Source organism: Pseudomonas sp. Root569, assembly GCF_001427465.1.
Taxonomy (GTDB): Bacteria; Pseudomonadota; Gammaproteobacteria; order Pseudomonadales; family Pseudomonadaceae; genus Aquipseudomonas; species Aquipseudomonas synxantha.
Map to the genome: position 1 here is coordinate 234,031 of NZ_LMGQ01000006.1, position 14,711 is coordinate 248,741.

A 14,711-nucleotide genomic window follows, 5' to 3' on the forward strand; every position below is an offset into this window, starting at 1 on the left:
GCCAGCAATGAAAAAGCCCGGGATGGTTCGTTGAAGAACGCTCCCGGGCTTTTTTGTGGCGGCTTAGAACGCGCCCATGTAATCGCGCTTGCCCACTTCCACACCGTTATGACGCAGCAAGGCGTAAGCAGTGGTGACGTGGAAGAAGAACTGCGGCAGGCCGTAGGTCAACAGATAGGACTGGCCGCTGAAGCGCTTCTCCTTCGGAGTACCAGGGCGGGTGACGATCTCGATACCTTCCTTGCCATCGATCTGCTCGGGTTTGATGGTGTCGACGAACGCCAGGACCTTGGCGATCAGCGCTTGCAGGTCGGCGAAGGTGACTTCGCTGTCTTCATATTTGGGTACTTCGATCTCGGCCAGGCGGGCGGAAACGCCTTTGGCAAAGTCGACGGCGATTTGCACCTGGCGTACCAGTTGGAACATGTCAGGGAACAGACGTGCTTGCAGCAAGGCGTTCGGCTCGATGTTCCTGGCGGTGGCGTGGGCTTCGGCCTTGGTCAACACACCGCTCAGGGCGGTGAGCATTTGCTTGAAGACCGGGATAGAAGCGGCGTACAGGGAAATAGTCATGGCAGTCTCACGGTAATGGCAGGGTTGGAACCAGCGGCGATTATAGCCATGCCCGGCGCTTGTCTTTTATTTTTTGAGGATTACGCTGGTGACCTTCACTGCATAGGGAAAGCGCGATGACCGCCGAGCACGACACCGACACCCCTGAGCCGCGCCTGAACAGCACGGAAATCCGCGTCCTGGGCTGCCTGATCGAGAAACAGGCAACCAACCCGGAAACCTACCCACTGACCCTCAACGCCCTGGTGCTGGCCTGCAACCAGAAGACCAGCCGCGAACCGGTGATGAACCTCAGCCAAGGTCAGGTCGGCCAGAGCCTGCGTGCGCTGGAAGGCCAAGGCTTTACCCGCCTGGTGATGGGCAGCCGCGCCGACCGCTGGGAACACCGTGTGGACAAGGCCCTGGAACTGGTGCCGGCCCAGGTGATCTTGACCGGGCTGTTGTTCCTGCGTGGGCCGCAGACGGTCAATGAGCTGCTGACCCGCAGCGGGCGCATGCATGATTTCGAGGATGCCGAGCAGGTCGTGCATCAGTTGGAACGTCTGATAGCGCGGGGGTTGGCATTGCTGGTGCCGCGTCAGGCGGGACAGCGGGAAGACCGGTATACCCATGCGTTGGGAGACCCGGCGGACATCGAGGCGATACTCACGGCGCGGGGAGCTCCGGTGGAGCGTGGGCCTGGCAGTTCAGTCCCATTGGAACGTATCGAAGAACTGGAAGCCCGGATTGCAGCATTGGAAGAACGCCTGGCACAACTGGAACAGGCCTGACACAGTAAAAAATGTGGGAGGGGTGGTGCGACGATTCGACTTGCCCCCCGATGAGCATGGGTGTCTACACAACTGTGTAGCCGGTAACCACGATGCGCAGCGAGTCGCTCTTGATCTTGATCTGCTGTTGATCTTAGGCGCCGTAAGGGCGGAACCCATAGCAGCCGTTACCGCAGCAATGGATATGTACTCGGTCTGATCCAAGATCCTGGTCGACCCTAAGGCCGCCATCGGGGGCAAGCCCCCTCCCACAGGTACAGCGCCACACCAGAAGTTGTGTAGATCACTATGCCCCGATGAAGGCGTTCAATAAGTGCATCTGGGGCTGATACACCGTCATCGGGGGGCCCCTCCCACATCAGCGCTACAGCGGCCTTCAATTGCGGGCGAAGGCTACCGCCGCCTGAAATTGCTCCTGCGTCGGGCGCACACCGGTGTACAACACAAACTGCTCCAGCGCCTGGATTGCAATCACCTCGAGCCCGGTAATCACCCGCTTGCCCTTGGCGCGCCCACGCTCGATTAGGGGTGTTTCAGCTGGAATCGCCACTACATCGAAGACAGTTTCCGCCTGATCAATCGCGTCGGCCTCAAACGCCAATGCATCCGCCTCGGCCCCACCTGTCATGCCGATGGGCGTCACATTGATCAGCATCTGCGGGCGCAAGTCGCCCAGGTCCGCCTGCCATTCATACCCAAGGTTGCGCGCCAATGCCTGGCCCGCCGCTTCATTGCGCGCCACGATCACGCCGCGGGCATAGCCGCCATCACGCAAGGCACTGGCAACTGCCTTGGCCATGCCACCACTACCGCGCAGGGCGAACGTGGAGTCAGTCGGCACGGCGTGCTTTTTCAGCAATTGCTCGATGGCAATGTAGTCCGTGTTATAGGCCTTGAGGTGGCCATTGGTGTTGACGATGGTATTGAGCGAATCAATGGCTTGAACTGAATCGTCAAGTTCGTCCACTAAGGCAATGGCGGCCTCCTTGAACGGCATCGATACTCCGCAACCACGCACGCCCAAGGCGCGGATACCACCGATCGCGCCGGGCAGGTCCTGGCTGCTGAAGGCCTTATAGTAGAAATTCAAACCCAGTTGTTCATACAAGTGGTTATGAAAACGCAGGCCAAAGTTCCCGGGTCGCGCCGACAGTGACATGCACAGCTGGGTGTCCTTGTTGGGGTGCATCTGCATGGGTAACTCCTTGAAGTAAGCAAATCGGTACAGACCTTACACAACCTTTACCTAATGGAAGTGCTGTTTTTTTGAAACCCGTTGTCTTAAAAGTATCCCCGCGACAATCCTTGAGTCTATTGATTGCAGACCACAAGCGCAGGGGCTAACCGAGGAATGACCATGATTCGTAAAATCCCCAGAATCGCCTTGCTGATCGGTGCACTTGCGATGGCCGGCCAAGCCTCCGCCCACGGTGGTGGTTGGGGTGGCCCGGCAGTGTTGGGCGCACTTGTTGGCGCAGCGGTAGTTGGCTCCGTCGTTGCCAGCCAGCCTCGTGAGGTCTATGTGCAACAACCGGTGTACGTCCAGCCGCAGCCGGTGTATGCCGCTGCACCACCAGTCTATTACGCGCCACCACCGCCGGTGTATGTACAACAGCAGGTTTATTACCGCCCGGCCCCGGTCTATTACGGCCCTCCACGCGGCTATTATGGTCCGCCTCGCGGCTACTACGGCCACCCACACGGCTACTACGGCCGCGGTTGGTAGGTTTGAATTAAGTAACTTGAATGGGCCTCGCTCCTGAGCGGGGCCTTTTTTTGCCTGGAAAGTCCGGATTTATTTTGCGAATGTCGCTGTGAGAACAATGCCCAAGCGTCTATCCCACATTATAAAGGCGCAATATCCTCTTGATCGGCCCAGGCGTGCACTGTCATGGTTGCGTCATAAACCAGTCTCACTATCGATCCAGTCCACCCAATAACAATTAAGGACGATTGCCATGCCCACGCAAAATCCGCATCGCACCGCCGGTCTCTGCACGTCCAGCAAGGTCTACAGTGCCCTGACCGAACTCAAGCACCTTGAGGGCCACCGCAGTGCGAAGTTCCTCGCATTGCTGGCCGAAAACCTGGTGCGCAAAGGGCTGCTCAGTGAGCACGAAGTAGTGAGCATGCTCGACCAGGTGGTGGATTAACGCCTGGCGTCGATGTCGACTATCGAGCCAGGTGATTTTTCCCCGGTGCCAGCGCACCGTAAGGTGACCTCCATAACGATTGGAGGTACTTATGCCCACTGTTCAAATCATGTCTGTCATCGGCAGCGCCGTCCCAGCCCCTTTACGTAAGCTTGGCCTGCTCGCCTGTTGGTACGTGGTCCGCGATGGCGAGCCGATCAGCGGCCCGCTCACTTCATTGTCCGACGCCGAGACACAGCGCCAACGAGTAGCCAACTTCAGGCTTCAAGCCTAGGGCAACGGCAATTTGACCCGTGGCTTGGTTTCGACGAACAACGCCCAGCACGACATGAACAACGCCGCCACCAGTGGCCCGATGACGAAGCCGTTGAGGCCGAACACCGACAGGCCACCCAAGGTCGAGATCAGGATCAGGTAGTCCGGCATCTTGGTGTCCTTGCCCACCAGGATCGGACGCAGCACGTTGTCCACCAGGCCAATTACGAAGACACCGAAAAGCCCCAGCACCACGCCCTGCCAGATCGAGCCGCTGAGCAGGAAGTAAACCGCCACCGGGCCCCAGACAATCCCTGCGCCCACCGCTGGCAGCAGGGACAGAAACGCCATCAATACCGCCCAGAGCAATGCACTGGGAATATCCAGGAACCAGAATATAAAGCCACCCAATGCGCCTTGGGTCACGGCCACCAGCACGTTGCCCTTGACCGTGGCGCGCACCACCCGGTTGAACTTGAGCTGCAGGCGACGCTTTTGCGGCTCGGCCAGCGGCACCGCCGTGCGCACCTTGCGTACCAGCTCCGGGCCGTCGCGCAGCAGGAAAAACAGCAGGTACAACATGATGAAAAAGCTCACCAGGAAATCAAACGTACCCTGGCCGAAGCTGAACGCCTGGGAGGCAAAGAACTGACTGCCTTGCATCGCCCCCTTGACCACTTTTTCCCGCAGCCCTTCCAGGTTGCCCATGCCGAAGCGGTCGAGCAGGTGTTGGAAGTATGGCGGCAGGAAATGCTTGAATTGCTCGATATAACCGGCCACATCCAGCTTGCCACTCTCAACGTTTTTGTACAGCGTGGCCCCCTCTTGCACCAGCAACGCACTGGTAATGATCACCGGCAAAATCGCGATCACCAGGCACACCAACAAGGTGGTCAGGGAGGTCAGGTTGCGGTTCCAGCCGAACCGCTGCTGCAGGCGGCGTTGCATGGGTGCAAAGATGATGCCGAGGATTACTGCCCAGAACACCGCGCCGTAGAACGGCAGCAATATCCAGATAAAAGCGATGGTCACCAGGGCCAGCAGCAACAACAGGGTCTTGAATTGCAGGTTGGTTTGATTCATGTCCGATCCATGTCAAAAAAGCAGAGGGCCGGTGTCGGCCCTGTTGCTTAGTCCGCGGCGAAACGTGGGAGTGCCCTTGTTTATTGAACAAGCATAGATCGCCTTGTTTAGACTTGGATCAATGAACCGCGCCCGCCCCTGTACTACCCTCGCGGCTTTTTGCGACCGACACCCATGCCACCTATCATTGCCCCCGAACTGCTCGCTCCTGCCGGCACACTGAAGAATATGCGCTACGCCTTCGCCTACGGCGCCGATGCGGTCTATGCCGGCCAGCCGCGCTACAGCCTGCGGGTGCGCAACAACGAGTTCGACCACGCCAACCTGGCCCTGGGTATCCAGGAAGCCCATGACCAGGGCAAGCGCTTCTACGTGGTGGTCAACATCGCGCCGCACAACGCCAAGCTCAAGACCTTCCTCAAGGACCTGGCGCCCGTGATCGCCATGGGCCCGGATGCGCTGATCATGTCCGACCCCGGGCTGATCATGCTGGTGCGCCAGCACTTTGAGCAGATGCCGATTCACCTGTCGGTGCAGGCCAATACGGTGAACTGGGCCAGCGTGGAGTTCTGGCAACAACAAGGGATTTGCCGAGTGATCCTGTCGCGGGAGCTGTCCCTGGAAGAGATCGATGAAATCCGCCAGCACGTACCGGCCATGGAGCTGGAGGTGTTCGTACATGGCGCCTTGTGCATGGCCTATTCCGGACGTTGCCTGCTGTCGGGCTACATGAACAAGCGCGACGCCAACCAAGGCACCTGCACCAACGCCTGCCGCTGGAAGTACCAGGCCACGCCCGCGGTGGAGAACGCGACCGGCGACATCCTCCAGCAATATCAGCCGACGCTGGGAATCGGCGCGCCCACCGACCAGATGTTCCTGCTGCAGGAAGCCAATCGTCCCGATGAGTCAATGCCTGCCTTCGAAGACGAACATGGCACCTACATCATGAACGCCAAGGACTTGCGCGCCGTGCAGCATGTGGAGCGCCTGGCGCAGATGGGCGTGCACTCGTTAAAGATCGAAGGCCGCACCAAATCCCACTTCTATTGCGCACGCACCACCCAGGTGTACCGCCAGGCCATCGATGACGCGGTGGCCGGGCGCACCTTTGATCGCAGCTTGATGACCAATCTGGAGTCCCTGGCCCAGCGCGGCTACACCGAAGGTTTCCTGCGCCGTCATGTGCATGATGAATACCAGAACTACCAGAACGGCAGCTCGGTGTCCGAGCGACAGCAGTTTGTCGGTGAGCTGACCGGCGAGCGTCGTGGCGAGTTGGCAGAGGTCAAGGTGAAGAATCGTTTTGCCGTTGGCGATCACTTGGAATTAATGACGCCGGCCGGCAACTTTCACTTTGACCTGGCCACCTTGCGCAACGCCAAGGATGAAGCCATTGAGGTGGCACCGGGGGACGGGCACACCGTGTATGTGCCCTTGCCGGCCGAGATGGACCTGCATTTTGGCCTGCTGATGCGCGACCTGTGAACGATCAGATCCTGAACTGACCAACCAACTTACCCAGGCGCTGGCCCAGATCCGCCAAGCTGCGGGAGGTCTGGGCACCCAGTTGGGTTTCATCCGCCACGCTGTCCACTGCCACGGCAATCTGATGCACGCTGCGGTTGATCTCTTCGGCCACAGCGGTTTGCTCTTCGGCGGCACTGGCGATCTGTGCATTCATCGAATTGATGGTGCCAATCAACTGGGCCATGGTGTCCAGGGACGCCCCGGCCTGGTTGGCCTGGGCCGAGGTGCCATCGCCGGCATCGCTGGAGCGGCGCATTGCGTCCACGGCAGCCTCGGTGCCTTTTTGCAGACGGTCGATCATGCCCTGGATTTCCTGGGTACTGGTCTGGGTGCGGCTGGCCAGGGCGCGTACTTCATCGGCGACCACGGCAAACCCGCGCCCGGCCTCCCCGGCCCGTGCGGCTTCAATGGCAGCATTGAGCGCCAGCAAGTTGGTTTGTTCGGCGATGGAGCGGATCACGCTGAGCACACTGACAATCGACGACACATCCTGCTGCAGGCTGTCCAGGGACACGCCACTGCTGCGGATATCGTTCACCAGCGCATGGATCTGCGCGATGCTGCCGTCCACCACACGTTTGGCGGCCTGGCCTTCAGCGTCGGTCTGTTGCGCGGCGACAGCGGCGCCTTGGGCGCTGCGCGCCACTTCATGGGCAGCGGACGACATTTGGTTGATCGCCGTGGCCACCTGATCGGTCTCGTGACGCTGGCGCTCCATGGCTTGCTCGGAGCGCTGGGCCTGGTCAGATACCTGGCCGACCAGCCCGGTGAGCTGGGCGGTCATTTCGGTGATCTGGCGCACCAACCCATGGATTTTATCGACAAAGCGGTTGAACGCACCGGCCAGGTCGCCCAGCTCATCCTGGCTGGTAATCGCCAGGCGCCGAGTGAGGTCGCCTTCGCCAGCCGCGATGTCGTCGAGGTTGGCCTTCATCAGGTTGAGCGGACGCAGGATGGTATTGGCCACGAGCATGCCCACCGCGGCAATCACAAGGAGTACCACCACGGCGACGCCGAGGATGCTCAGCAGCACGCCTTCCATGCGTTTCTCGACCTTGGCCTCGACCACCGCCACCTGGGCCTCGATACCGTCCAGGTTCACCGAAGTACCGATGACCATGTCCCACTTGGGCAGGTATTCGGTATAGCCGAGCTTGGGCACCAGTTCGGTCTGGCCGGGCTGGGTCGAGCTGTATTGCAGGTAGTGGGTGCCATCCTTGCCGACCTTGACCAGGTCGCGGTTGACGTAGACGCCGTTGGGGTCGCGGTTGTCCTTGAAGCTTTTGCCCACGCCGTCCGGGCTGTTGCCCTTGAACAGGCGGATGGTCTCGGAGTCGTAGCCGAAGAAATAGCCGTCCTTGCCGTAGCTGGTATTGGAGAGCAACTTGACCACCTGCGCCCGCGCCGCGGTGTCGCCGGGGGCTGCCGCATCGTAAAGCGGCTTGATGGTGGTCATGGCCACTTCGACGTAACCTTGCAGCGTGGCCTTGGCGTCGTTGAGCAAGCGCTGGCGGGTTTCATCCACTTCGTTGCGCGCCTGGCCCTGGAGAATCCAGACGGTAGTCAGGCTGATGACCACGGCAAACAACAACACCGGCACTACGGCAAGGGCCAGGACTTTGGCCTTCAAACTCAGACGCATGGCTTTTCTCTCTTATTAGTGGCGACTTGAGAGGTTAACGGCCAGGTGAGTGATTTCTGTAGGAGCGAGCTTGCTCGCGAAGCACCTGAGAACTCTGCGGGGTTTCAGGTTGTTCGCATTATCGTTGGCGTTTTTCGCGAGCAAGATCGCTCCTACAGAGAATTCATCAGAGCGTCATAGCGGCCAGCCACCCAAAAGCCAGAAGCGGTATGTTGTAGTGCAGGAAGGTCGGCACCACGGTGTCCCAGATATGGTGGTGCTGGCCGTCGATGTTCAGGCCAGAGGTGGGGCCGAGGGTGGAGTCCGACGCGGGCGAGCCGGCATCGCCCAATGCGCCGGCGGTGCCTACGATGCACACGATTGCCAACGGGCTGAAGCCCAGTTGTACGCACAACGGCACGAAAATCGCCGCAAGGATCGGCACCGTGGAAAATGACGAGCCGATGCCCATGGTCACCAGCAGCCCCACCAGCAGCATCAGCAACGCCCCTACCCCACGACTATGGCCGATGAACGCCGCCGAGGCTTCCACCAACGAGCGCACGTCACCGGTAGCCTTGAGCACTTCGGCAAAGCCCGACGAGGCGATCATGATGAAACCGATCATCGCCATCATCTTCATGCCTTCGGTGAAGAGGTCATCGGTGTCGCGCCAGCGCACAATGCCCGATACCGAGAAGATCAGGAATCCGGCCAGGGCGCCGATGATCATCGAGTCCAGCCACAGCTGGATGATGAACGCCGAGGCAATCGCCAGGCCGGCCACCAGCAGGGTCAGCGGGTTGTACTGCACCGCCACTTGCTCGACGCGCTCGATTTTTTCCAGGTCATACACGCGCTTCTTGCGGTAGCTGATAAACACTGCCACCAGCAGGCCGACCACCATGCCCAGTGCCGGCAGGCCCATGGCGTGGGTGACGTTGACCTGGCTGATATCCACCCCGCTCTTGGCTACGTTGGCCAGCAGGATCTGGTTGAGGAAAATATTGCCGAAACCCACCGGCAGGAACATGTATGGCGTGATCAGGCCGAACGTCATCACGCAGGCAATCAGGCGGCGGTCCAGTTGCAGCTTGGTCAGCACATACAGCAGCGGCGGCACCAGCAACGGGATAAACGCAATATGGATCGGCAGGATGTTCTGCGAAGCAATCGCCACCACCCATAACAGGCCAATCAACAACCATTTGACGTGGCTGCCACCGCTGGCTTCCTGGCGATCAACCAGCAGCAAGGCTTTGTCCGCCAGCGCGTGGGCCAAGCCGGACTTGGCAATTGCCACCGCGAAAGCGCCTAGCAATGCGTAGGACAAAGCCACGGTTGCGCCGCCACCTAAACCGCCGTTGAAGGCTTTGAGCGTGGCGTCGATCCCCAGGCCACCCGTCAAGCCGCCCACCAGGGCGCCAACAATAATGGCGATGACCACATGCACGCGGGACAGGCTGAGTACCAGCATGGTGCCGACCGCGGCGATGACTGCGTTAATCATGGTTACCTCAAGCAAAAACAAAAAAGACAGGCATGCCCGCGCACGGCCCATGGGAACAGCTGCCGGCGTGCAGGCTTGAAAGAGGTCTTATTAGAGGGCGCGCACTTTGCAGCAGCCAGGCGCGCATGTCAAAAAGCGGCGCCGTTTTTGAGGTTTAAATTGATCGTTTGAATAAAGAACTACGCGCACCGGCCGATAAGCTATTTCCATGTGCTTTCAGGTAAGGATGTCCCGATGTCGCTCAGGCAGCTCTCCATTCAATGGAAAATCACCCTGCTCGCGGGCCTGTGCCTGCTGGGGATCGTGACCCTGCTGGTGGGTCTGTCGCTGTATCGCATGGCGCAGAGCTCGGAGCAGGTCAAGGCCTCCAGCATGCAGATGCTGGACGAAGCCGCCCAGGCGCGCATCGAAGCCCAAGGTGAAGTACAGGCGCTGGGCATTCGCCAGCAGTTCATGGATGCCTACCAGTACGGTCACGGCTTTTCCCGCCAGGTACTGTTTCTGCGCGAGCAGGCAGAGAAACGCTTTCTCGATGCCTTCGACACCCGTGAGGACCTGACCCGCCAGGTCAAGGCCGCGCTGCAAGCCAACCCCGACCTGCTGGGTTTGTCCCTGGTGTTCGAAGCCAATGCGCTGGACGGCAAGGACGAGTTGTTCGCCAACCAGGCAGAACTGGGCAGTAATGACAAAGGCCGATTCGCCTTGTACTGGTCGCAGCCGACGCCGGGCAAGATCACTTCGATGGCGCTGCCCGAAAGCGACATGACCGACACGTCCGTCAGCCCCAGTGGCGAAAAAGCCAATGCCTGGTTCACCTGCCCGCGCACCACGCTCAAGCCGTGTGTGATCGAACCCTACTTTTATGTGATCGACGGCCAGAAGGTGCTGATGACCAGCATCGTGTTCCCGCTGATGGTCAATGGTAAAGTCATCGCCTCACTGTCGGTGGACATCAACCTCAACAGCCTGCAGGCCGTGAGCCAACAGGCCAGTCAGAAGCTGTACGACGGCCAGACCCAGGTCAGCATCCTCAGCCCGACCGGTTTGCTTGCAGGCTATAGCCCGGATGCCAGTAAGCTCAGCCAGCGCCTGGCTCAGGTTGATACGGCCAGCGGTGAGCAGTTGGTCAGCGCCTTGGCCAGCAGTACTCAAACCCACAGCCTGCGTGCCGGTCATCAGCTCAAGGTGCTGGCGCCCTTTGCGCCGATCCCTGGGGGCAAGCCGTGGGGCGTGTTGCTGGATGTACCGGAAAAAGTCCTGGTGGCGCCCGCCGAGGCGTTGAAAACCCAGCTGGACGCTGACAATGCCAAAGGCACCCTGCTGGAGCTTGGCCTGGGCCTGCTGGCCGCTGTGGTAGGCCTGATACTGGTGTGGCTGATGGCGCGCAGCGTGACCCGGCCGATCCTCGGCGTCGCACACATGCTTGAAGATATCGCCAGCGGCGAAGGTGACCTGACCCGGCGCCTGGCCTATGACAAGCAGGATGAACTGGGCCAGTTGGCCGGCTGGTTCAACCGCTTCCTCGACAAGCTGCAACCGATCATTGCCGAGGTCAAACGCTCGGTGCAGGATGCCCGTGGCACCGCCGACCAGTCCGCCGCGATTGCCACGCAAACCAGTGCTGGCATGGAGCAGCAGTACCGCCAGGTGGATCAGGTGGCGACAGCTTCCCACGAAATGAGCGCCACCGCTCAGGACGTTGCCCGCAGCGCCGCCCAAGCTGCCCAGGCTGCTCGCGACGCCGACCAGGCCACACGCGAAGGCTTGACCGTGATCGACCGCACCACCGCCAACATTGGCGACCTCGCCGCCGACATGAGCACCGCCATGACCCAGGTAGAAGGCCTGGCCGCCAACAGCGAGAAAATCGGCTCGGTGCTCGAAGTGATTCGCGGCATCGCCGAACAGACCAACCTGCTGGCGCTCAACGCCGCCATCGAGGCCGCCCGTGCCGGTGAAGCCGGTCGGGGCTTTGCCGTGGTCGCCGACGAGGTGCGCAACCTGGCGCGGCGCACCCAGGAATCGGTGGAAGAAACCCGCCTGGTGATCGAGCAACTGCAAAGCGGCACCACCGACGTGGTCGGCTCCATGGGCAACAGCTATCGCCAGGCCCAAGGCAGCGTCGAACAGGTCGGCCAAGCGGTAACGGCCTTGCGCCAGATTGGCGACGCGGTCACGGTGATCAGCGACATGAACCTGCAGATCGCCAGCGCCGCCGAAGAGCAAAGCGCGGTGGCCGAGGAGATCAACAACAATGTGGCGACCATTCGCGATGTGACCGAGTCATTATCGGAGCAGGCCAATGAATCGGCGCGGGTCAGCCAGGCGTTGAACAGCCTGGCGAATCAACAACAGGGGTTGATGGATCAGTTCAGGGTGTAAGCCTAATGGAGATCTACTGTGGGAGGGGGCTTGCCCCCGATGGCGTTGGGTCAGCCCCAGATGTATTTACTGACACGCCCTCATCGGGGGCAAGCCCCCTCCCACATTTGGATCGCGACACCTCAGTTGGGCAGCCGTTGACTGTCAGGCCGCCACGGAAGCAAGCCCCATACTTTTAGAGATTTAGCCGGGCATTAACGCTTGGGTAACTCGACCAGTGCCTTCAACCCACCCAGCTCACTCTCCTGTAACTGCAACGTCCCGCCCCACACCTCGACGATGTCCCGCACGATCCCCAACCCCAGGCCATGTCCGTCAATTTGCTCGTCCAGTCGCGCGCCGCGACCCAAGACCTGGTTACGCTGGGCCTCTGGAATACCGGGACCGTCGTCCTCCACCACCAACAGGTAGCCTTGCTGGGTTTCGCTGACGCTCAGCCGAATATCGGCATCCGCCCACTTACAGGCGTTGTCCAGCAAATTACCAAGCAGTTCCAGCAAGTCCTCGCGGTCCCAGGGCAATTGCAGGCCCGGCGAAACGTGATAGCTGAGGTCAAGATGGTCGCCATGGATCATGTTCAAGGTCGCCAGCAGGACGGGCAGTTCTTTTTCGCAATCAAACAAAGCACCCGGCAGGGTTTCGCCAGCCAGCCGTGCGCGGTTGAGCTCGCGATTGAGGCGTTGCTGGATTTGCTCCAGTTGGTCGCGCAATAGCTGGCTCAACTGCGGATGATCCTTGAGCGCCTCACTGGAGGCCGCGCTCAGCAATACCGCCATTGGGGTTTTCAGCGCATGCCCCAGATTGCCGAGCGCATTGCGGGAACGTTTGAGACTGTCTTCGGTGTGCGCCAGCAAATGGTTGATCTGCGCCACCAATGGTTCCAACTCCAATGGCACCTGGGTGTCGAGCTGCGAGCGCTTGCCCTGTTGCAGTTGGGCGATCTGGTTGCGCGCCGTCTCCAGCGGGCGCAGGGCGCGGCGCACCGTGACCCGCTGCAGGACCAGCACCAGCAGCAGCGCCGCCAGCCCCATCACCAGGCCAATCTGGCGCATCAGGCGAAAACTTTCCCGCACGGGTGTGTAATCCTGGGCCACGCTGATGGAAATCGGCAGGCCGAAGCGCTTGTAGTCCGAACGCAACACCAGCAATTGCTGGCCTTCCGGGCCCAGTTGCAGGTTGCCCTTGAGCCCCGCCTCGGGCAGGCGGGGTAGTTCCTGATCCCAGAGTGAACGGGAACGCCAGTGGACATCGGCAAAGTCGATCCGGAAATAATGCCCGGAGAACGGTCGCTGATAGGCCGGTGACAGGCGTTGCTCATCCAGCTGTACGCCGTTTGGCCCACGCACCAACGCCACCAGCAGGTTCTCACTGTCATTGCGCAAACCCGCTTCCAGGTAACGCTGCAAACCGGCCTCGAACAGCCACAGGCTGGTTTGTGCCAGCACTACGCCAACGCCCACCATCACGCTGATCAGGCCCAGGCTCAAACGCCGCTGGATCGACTTCATGCCGGGGCGGCGCCAAACCGGTAGCCCTGGCCGCGCCGGGTTTCGATCACACTGCGCCCCAACTTGCGGCGTAGATGATTGACGTGCACCTCCAGCACATTGGAGTCTCGCTCGGTCTCGCCATCATACAAATGCTCGGCCAGATGGCTTTTCGACAGGATCTGTTCGGGGTGCAGCATGAAGTAGCGCAGCAAGCGAAACTCGGCCGCCGTCAGCTGGATCTCGGCACCATCGCGCAGCACACACTGGCGCGCTTCATCCAGATGCAGGCCTGCGGCCTGCAGGGTGGGCTGGTTGGCGTGGCCGTGGGAGCGTCGCAACAGGGCCTGGATGCGCAGGTAGAGTTCTTCGGGGTGAAAGGGTTTGCTCAGGTAATCATCGGCGCCGGCCTTGAGCCCTTCGATACGCTCGGCCCAGGAATCGCGGGCGGTGAGGATCAATACCGGGATGGCCAGCGCAGCGGCGCGCCATTGCGCAAGCACATCAAGCCCGGGCAAACCGGGCAGGCCCAGGTCGAGGATGATCAAGTCATAGGGTTCGCTACGACCTTGATACGCAGCGTCGCGGCCATCGGCAAGCCAGTCGACTGCATAGCCTTGGCGCTGCAAACCGGCCAGCAACTCGTCAGCCAGGGGCACGTTGTCTTCCACCAGGAGCAGGCGCATCAGTCTTCCTCATCTTTGATCAGGTCACCGTTGGTGGCGTCCAGTTTGATCTCACGCACCACGCCTTCGGTGGTCACCAGTTCCACCTCGTAGGCATATTGGCCGTGTTTCTTTTCCAACTCGGCCTCCAGCAGCCGCGAGTCTGGGTACCGCGCCATGGCCTGCTGCAACAGTTGCTCCAGCGGCAGGATCACTCCCTGCTGGCGCAGCGCCAAGGCCTCGTCCTGATTGAGGTCGCGGGCCGCCAGGCCGGAGCAGAAAACCATGAGCACCAGCGCCACTCGACTGCCGCCGCGTAAATTTACCTTCATTACGTATCCTGATGATTCTTGAGAACCTGCCCGTTGAGCGCGTCCAGTTCAACGTCCCATTCAATGCCGTTGCGATCTTCCAGTTCGACTTCATAGACGTACTTGCCGTATTCCTCATCCAGGTCGGTGCCCAGCAGCGTCGAGCCAGGGTGCAGCGCCAGGGCTGTGGCGTCCAATTGGTCAAAGGCGACAATAGTAACAGTGGCGGGGACGCTCAGTGGCTTGTCCGGGTCCACGGCTGCGGCCTGGGCCGCCGTAACCATGATGATAGCGGCGGCGCCCAGAACAGTGAGGCGCGTCATGATAAGTCTCCGTTACAGGATGTTTTCCTACGCCGGTCACCCTACCTG

15 protein-coding genes and 2 pseudogenes are annotated in these 14,711 nt (G+C 60.5%); 7 read left to right on the forward strand and 10 right to left on the reverse strand.

The features are described from left to right. Positions 1-63: 63 nt before the first annotated feature. On the reverse strand, positions 64-573 hold the full coding sequence (locus tag ASD70_RS07760; RefSeq protein WP_046071961.1) for a DUF1993 domain-containing protein: 510 nt from the start codon (positions 571-573) through the stop codon (positions 64-66). A 116-nt stretch (positions 574-689) separates the two neighbouring features. On the opposite strand from ASD70_RS07760, the gene ASD70_RS07765 reads away from it, so the two are divergent. Continuing rightward, on the forward strand, positions 690-1,343 hold the full coding sequence (locus tag ASD70_RS07765) for a YceH family protein (protein ID WP_046071960.1): 654 nt from the start codon (positions 690-692) through the stop codon (positions 1,341-1,343). Positions 1,344-1,719: 376 nt separating this feature from the next. Here ASD70_RS07765 and ASD70_RS07770 read toward each other — a convergent pair whose 3' ends face one another. Continuing rightward, complete coding sequence (locus tag ASD70_RS07770) at positions 1,720-2,538, reverse strand: shikimate 5-dehydrogenase (protein WP_056846104.1); 819 nt, start codon at positions 2,536-2,538, stop codon at positions 1,720-1,722. Between the two features lie 156 nt (positions 2,539-2,694). Here ASD70_RS07770 and ASD70_RS07775 point away from each other — a divergent pair, with 156 nt between their 5' ends. From ASD70_RS07775 to ASD70_RS07785, 3 genes are all read left to right on the forward strand, one after another. Continuing rightward, complete coding sequence (locus ASD70_RS07775) at positions 2,695-3,069, forward strand: hypothetical protein (protein ID WP_046071959.1); 375 nt, start codon at positions 2,695-2,697, stop codon at positions 3,067-3,069. A 232-nt stretch (positions 3,070-3,301) separates the two neighbouring features. Then, the gene (locus ASD70_RS07780; protein WP_046071958.1) at positions 3,302-3,496 is read left to right on the forward strand and encodes a hypothetical protein; all 195 of its coding nucleotides are present in this window, start codon (positions 3,302-3,304) and stop codon (positions 3,494-3,496) included. A 91-nt stretch (positions 3,497-3,587) separates the two neighbouring features. Next, a complete protein-coding gene (locus ASD70_RS07785; RefSeq protein WP_043051642.1) occupies positions 3,588-3,770 on the forward strand; it encodes a hypothetical protein in 183 nt (60 codons plus the stop codon). Here the strand turns inward: ASD70_RS07785 and ASD70_RS07790 are convergent. Next, positions 3,767-4,834, reverse strand: a complete 1,068-nt coding sequence (locus ASD70_RS07790) for an AI-2E family transporter (protein ID WP_046071957.1) — start codon at positions 4,832-4,834, stop codon at positions 3,767-3,769. The two genes, ASD70_RS07785 and ASD70_RS07790, sit on opposite strands and share 4 nt — an antisense overlap. Positions 4,835-5,008: 174 nt before the next feature. Between ASD70_RS07790 and trhP the strand changes: the two genes are divergently transcribed. Further along, the gene (gene trhP / locus ASD70_RS07795; RefSeq protein ID WP_056846105.1) at positions 5,009-6,322 is read left to right on the forward strand and encodes a prephenate-dependent tRNA uridine(34) hydroxylase TrhP; all 1,314 of its coding nucleotides are present in this window, start codon (positions 5,009-5,011) and stop codon (positions 6,320-6,322) included. A 4-nt stretch (positions 6,323-6,326) separates the two neighbouring features. Here the strand turns inward: trhP and ASD70_RS29940 are convergent, their stop codons facing one another. The 3 genes and pseudogenes from ASD70_RS29940 to ASD70_RS07805 all read right to left on the reverse strand — a co-directional run bounded on the left by ASD70_RS29940 (position 6,327) and on the right by ASD70_RS07805 (position 9,492). After that, positions 6,327-7,148: a methyl-accepting chemotaxis protein gene (locus ASD70_RS29940; RefSeq protein ID WP_442965900.1), complete on the reverse strand. Its 822-nt coding sequence runs from the start codon at positions 7,146-7,148 to the stop codon at positions 6,327-6,329. A 36-nt stretch (positions 7,149-7,184) separates the two neighbouring features. Beyond that, a pseudogene (locus tag ASD70_RS29945) lies at positions 7,185-8,006 on the reverse strand (cache domain-containing protein); the annotation flags it as partial. A gap of 166 nt (positions 8,007-8,172) precedes the next feature. After that, positions 8,173-9,492 (reverse strand): Na+/H+ antiporter family protein, encoded by a 1,320-nt coding sequence (locus tag ASD70_RS07805; RefSeq protein WP_161793259.1) that lies wholly within the window; start codon positions 9,490-9,492, stop codon positions 8,173-8,175. Between the two features lie 1,380 nt (positions 9,493-10,872). Between ASD70_RS07805 and ASD70_RS29950 the strand changes: the two are divergent. Both ASD70_RS29950 and ASD70_RS29955 read left to right on the forward strand, forming a co-directional pair. Further along, positions 10,873-11,019 (forward strand): annotated as a pseudogene (locus ASD70_RS29950) (HAMP domain-containing protein); the annotation flags it as partial. Positions 11,020-11,121: 102 nt separating this feature from the next. Beyond that, the gene (locus ASD70_RS29955) at positions 11,122-11,877 is read left to right on the forward strand and encodes a methyl-accepting chemotaxis protein (RefSeq protein ID WP_370881255.1); all 756 of its coding nucleotides are present in this window, start codon (positions 11,122-11,124) and stop codon (positions 11,875-11,877) included. Positions 11,878-12,071: 194 nt separating this feature from the next. Here ASD70_RS29955 and ASD70_RS07815 read toward each other — a convergent pair whose 3' ends face one another. From ASD70_RS07815 to ASD70_RS07830, 4 genes are read right to left on the reverse strand one after another with little or no spacing between them, the layout of a single operon-like run. Beyond that, the gene (locus ASD70_RS07815; RefSeq protein WP_046071953.1) at positions 12,072-13,385 is read right to left on the reverse strand and encodes a sensor histidine kinase; all 1,314 of its coding nucleotides are present in this window, start codon (positions 13,383-13,385) and stop codon (positions 12,072-12,074) included. Beyond that, the gene (locus tag ASD70_RS07820; protein WP_056846107.1) at positions 13,382-14,050 is read right to left on the reverse strand and encodes a response regulator transcription factor; all 669 of its coding nucleotides are present in this window, start codon (positions 14,048-14,050) and stop codon (positions 13,382-13,384) included. The genes ASD70_RS07815 and ASD70_RS07820 overlap by 4 nt, the downstream gene beginning before the upstream one ends. Further along, positions 14,050-14,361: a PepSY domain-containing protein gene (locus ASD70_RS07825; RefSeq protein WP_046071951.1), complete on the reverse strand. Its 312-nt coding sequence runs from the start codon at positions 14,359-14,361 to the stop codon at positions 14,050-14,052. Before ASD70_RS07825 ends, ASD70_RS07820 begins: the two co-directional genes overlap by 1 nt. Then, the gene (locus ASD70_RS07830; protein WP_046071950.1) at positions 14,361-14,663 is read right to left on the reverse strand and encodes a PepSY domain-containing protein; all 303 of its coding nucleotides are present in this window, start codon (positions 14,661-14,663) and stop codon (positions 14,361-14,363) included. Before ASD70_RS07830 ends, ASD70_RS07825 begins: the two co-directional genes overlap by 1 nt. Positions 14,664-14,711 lie beyond the last annotated feature (48 nt).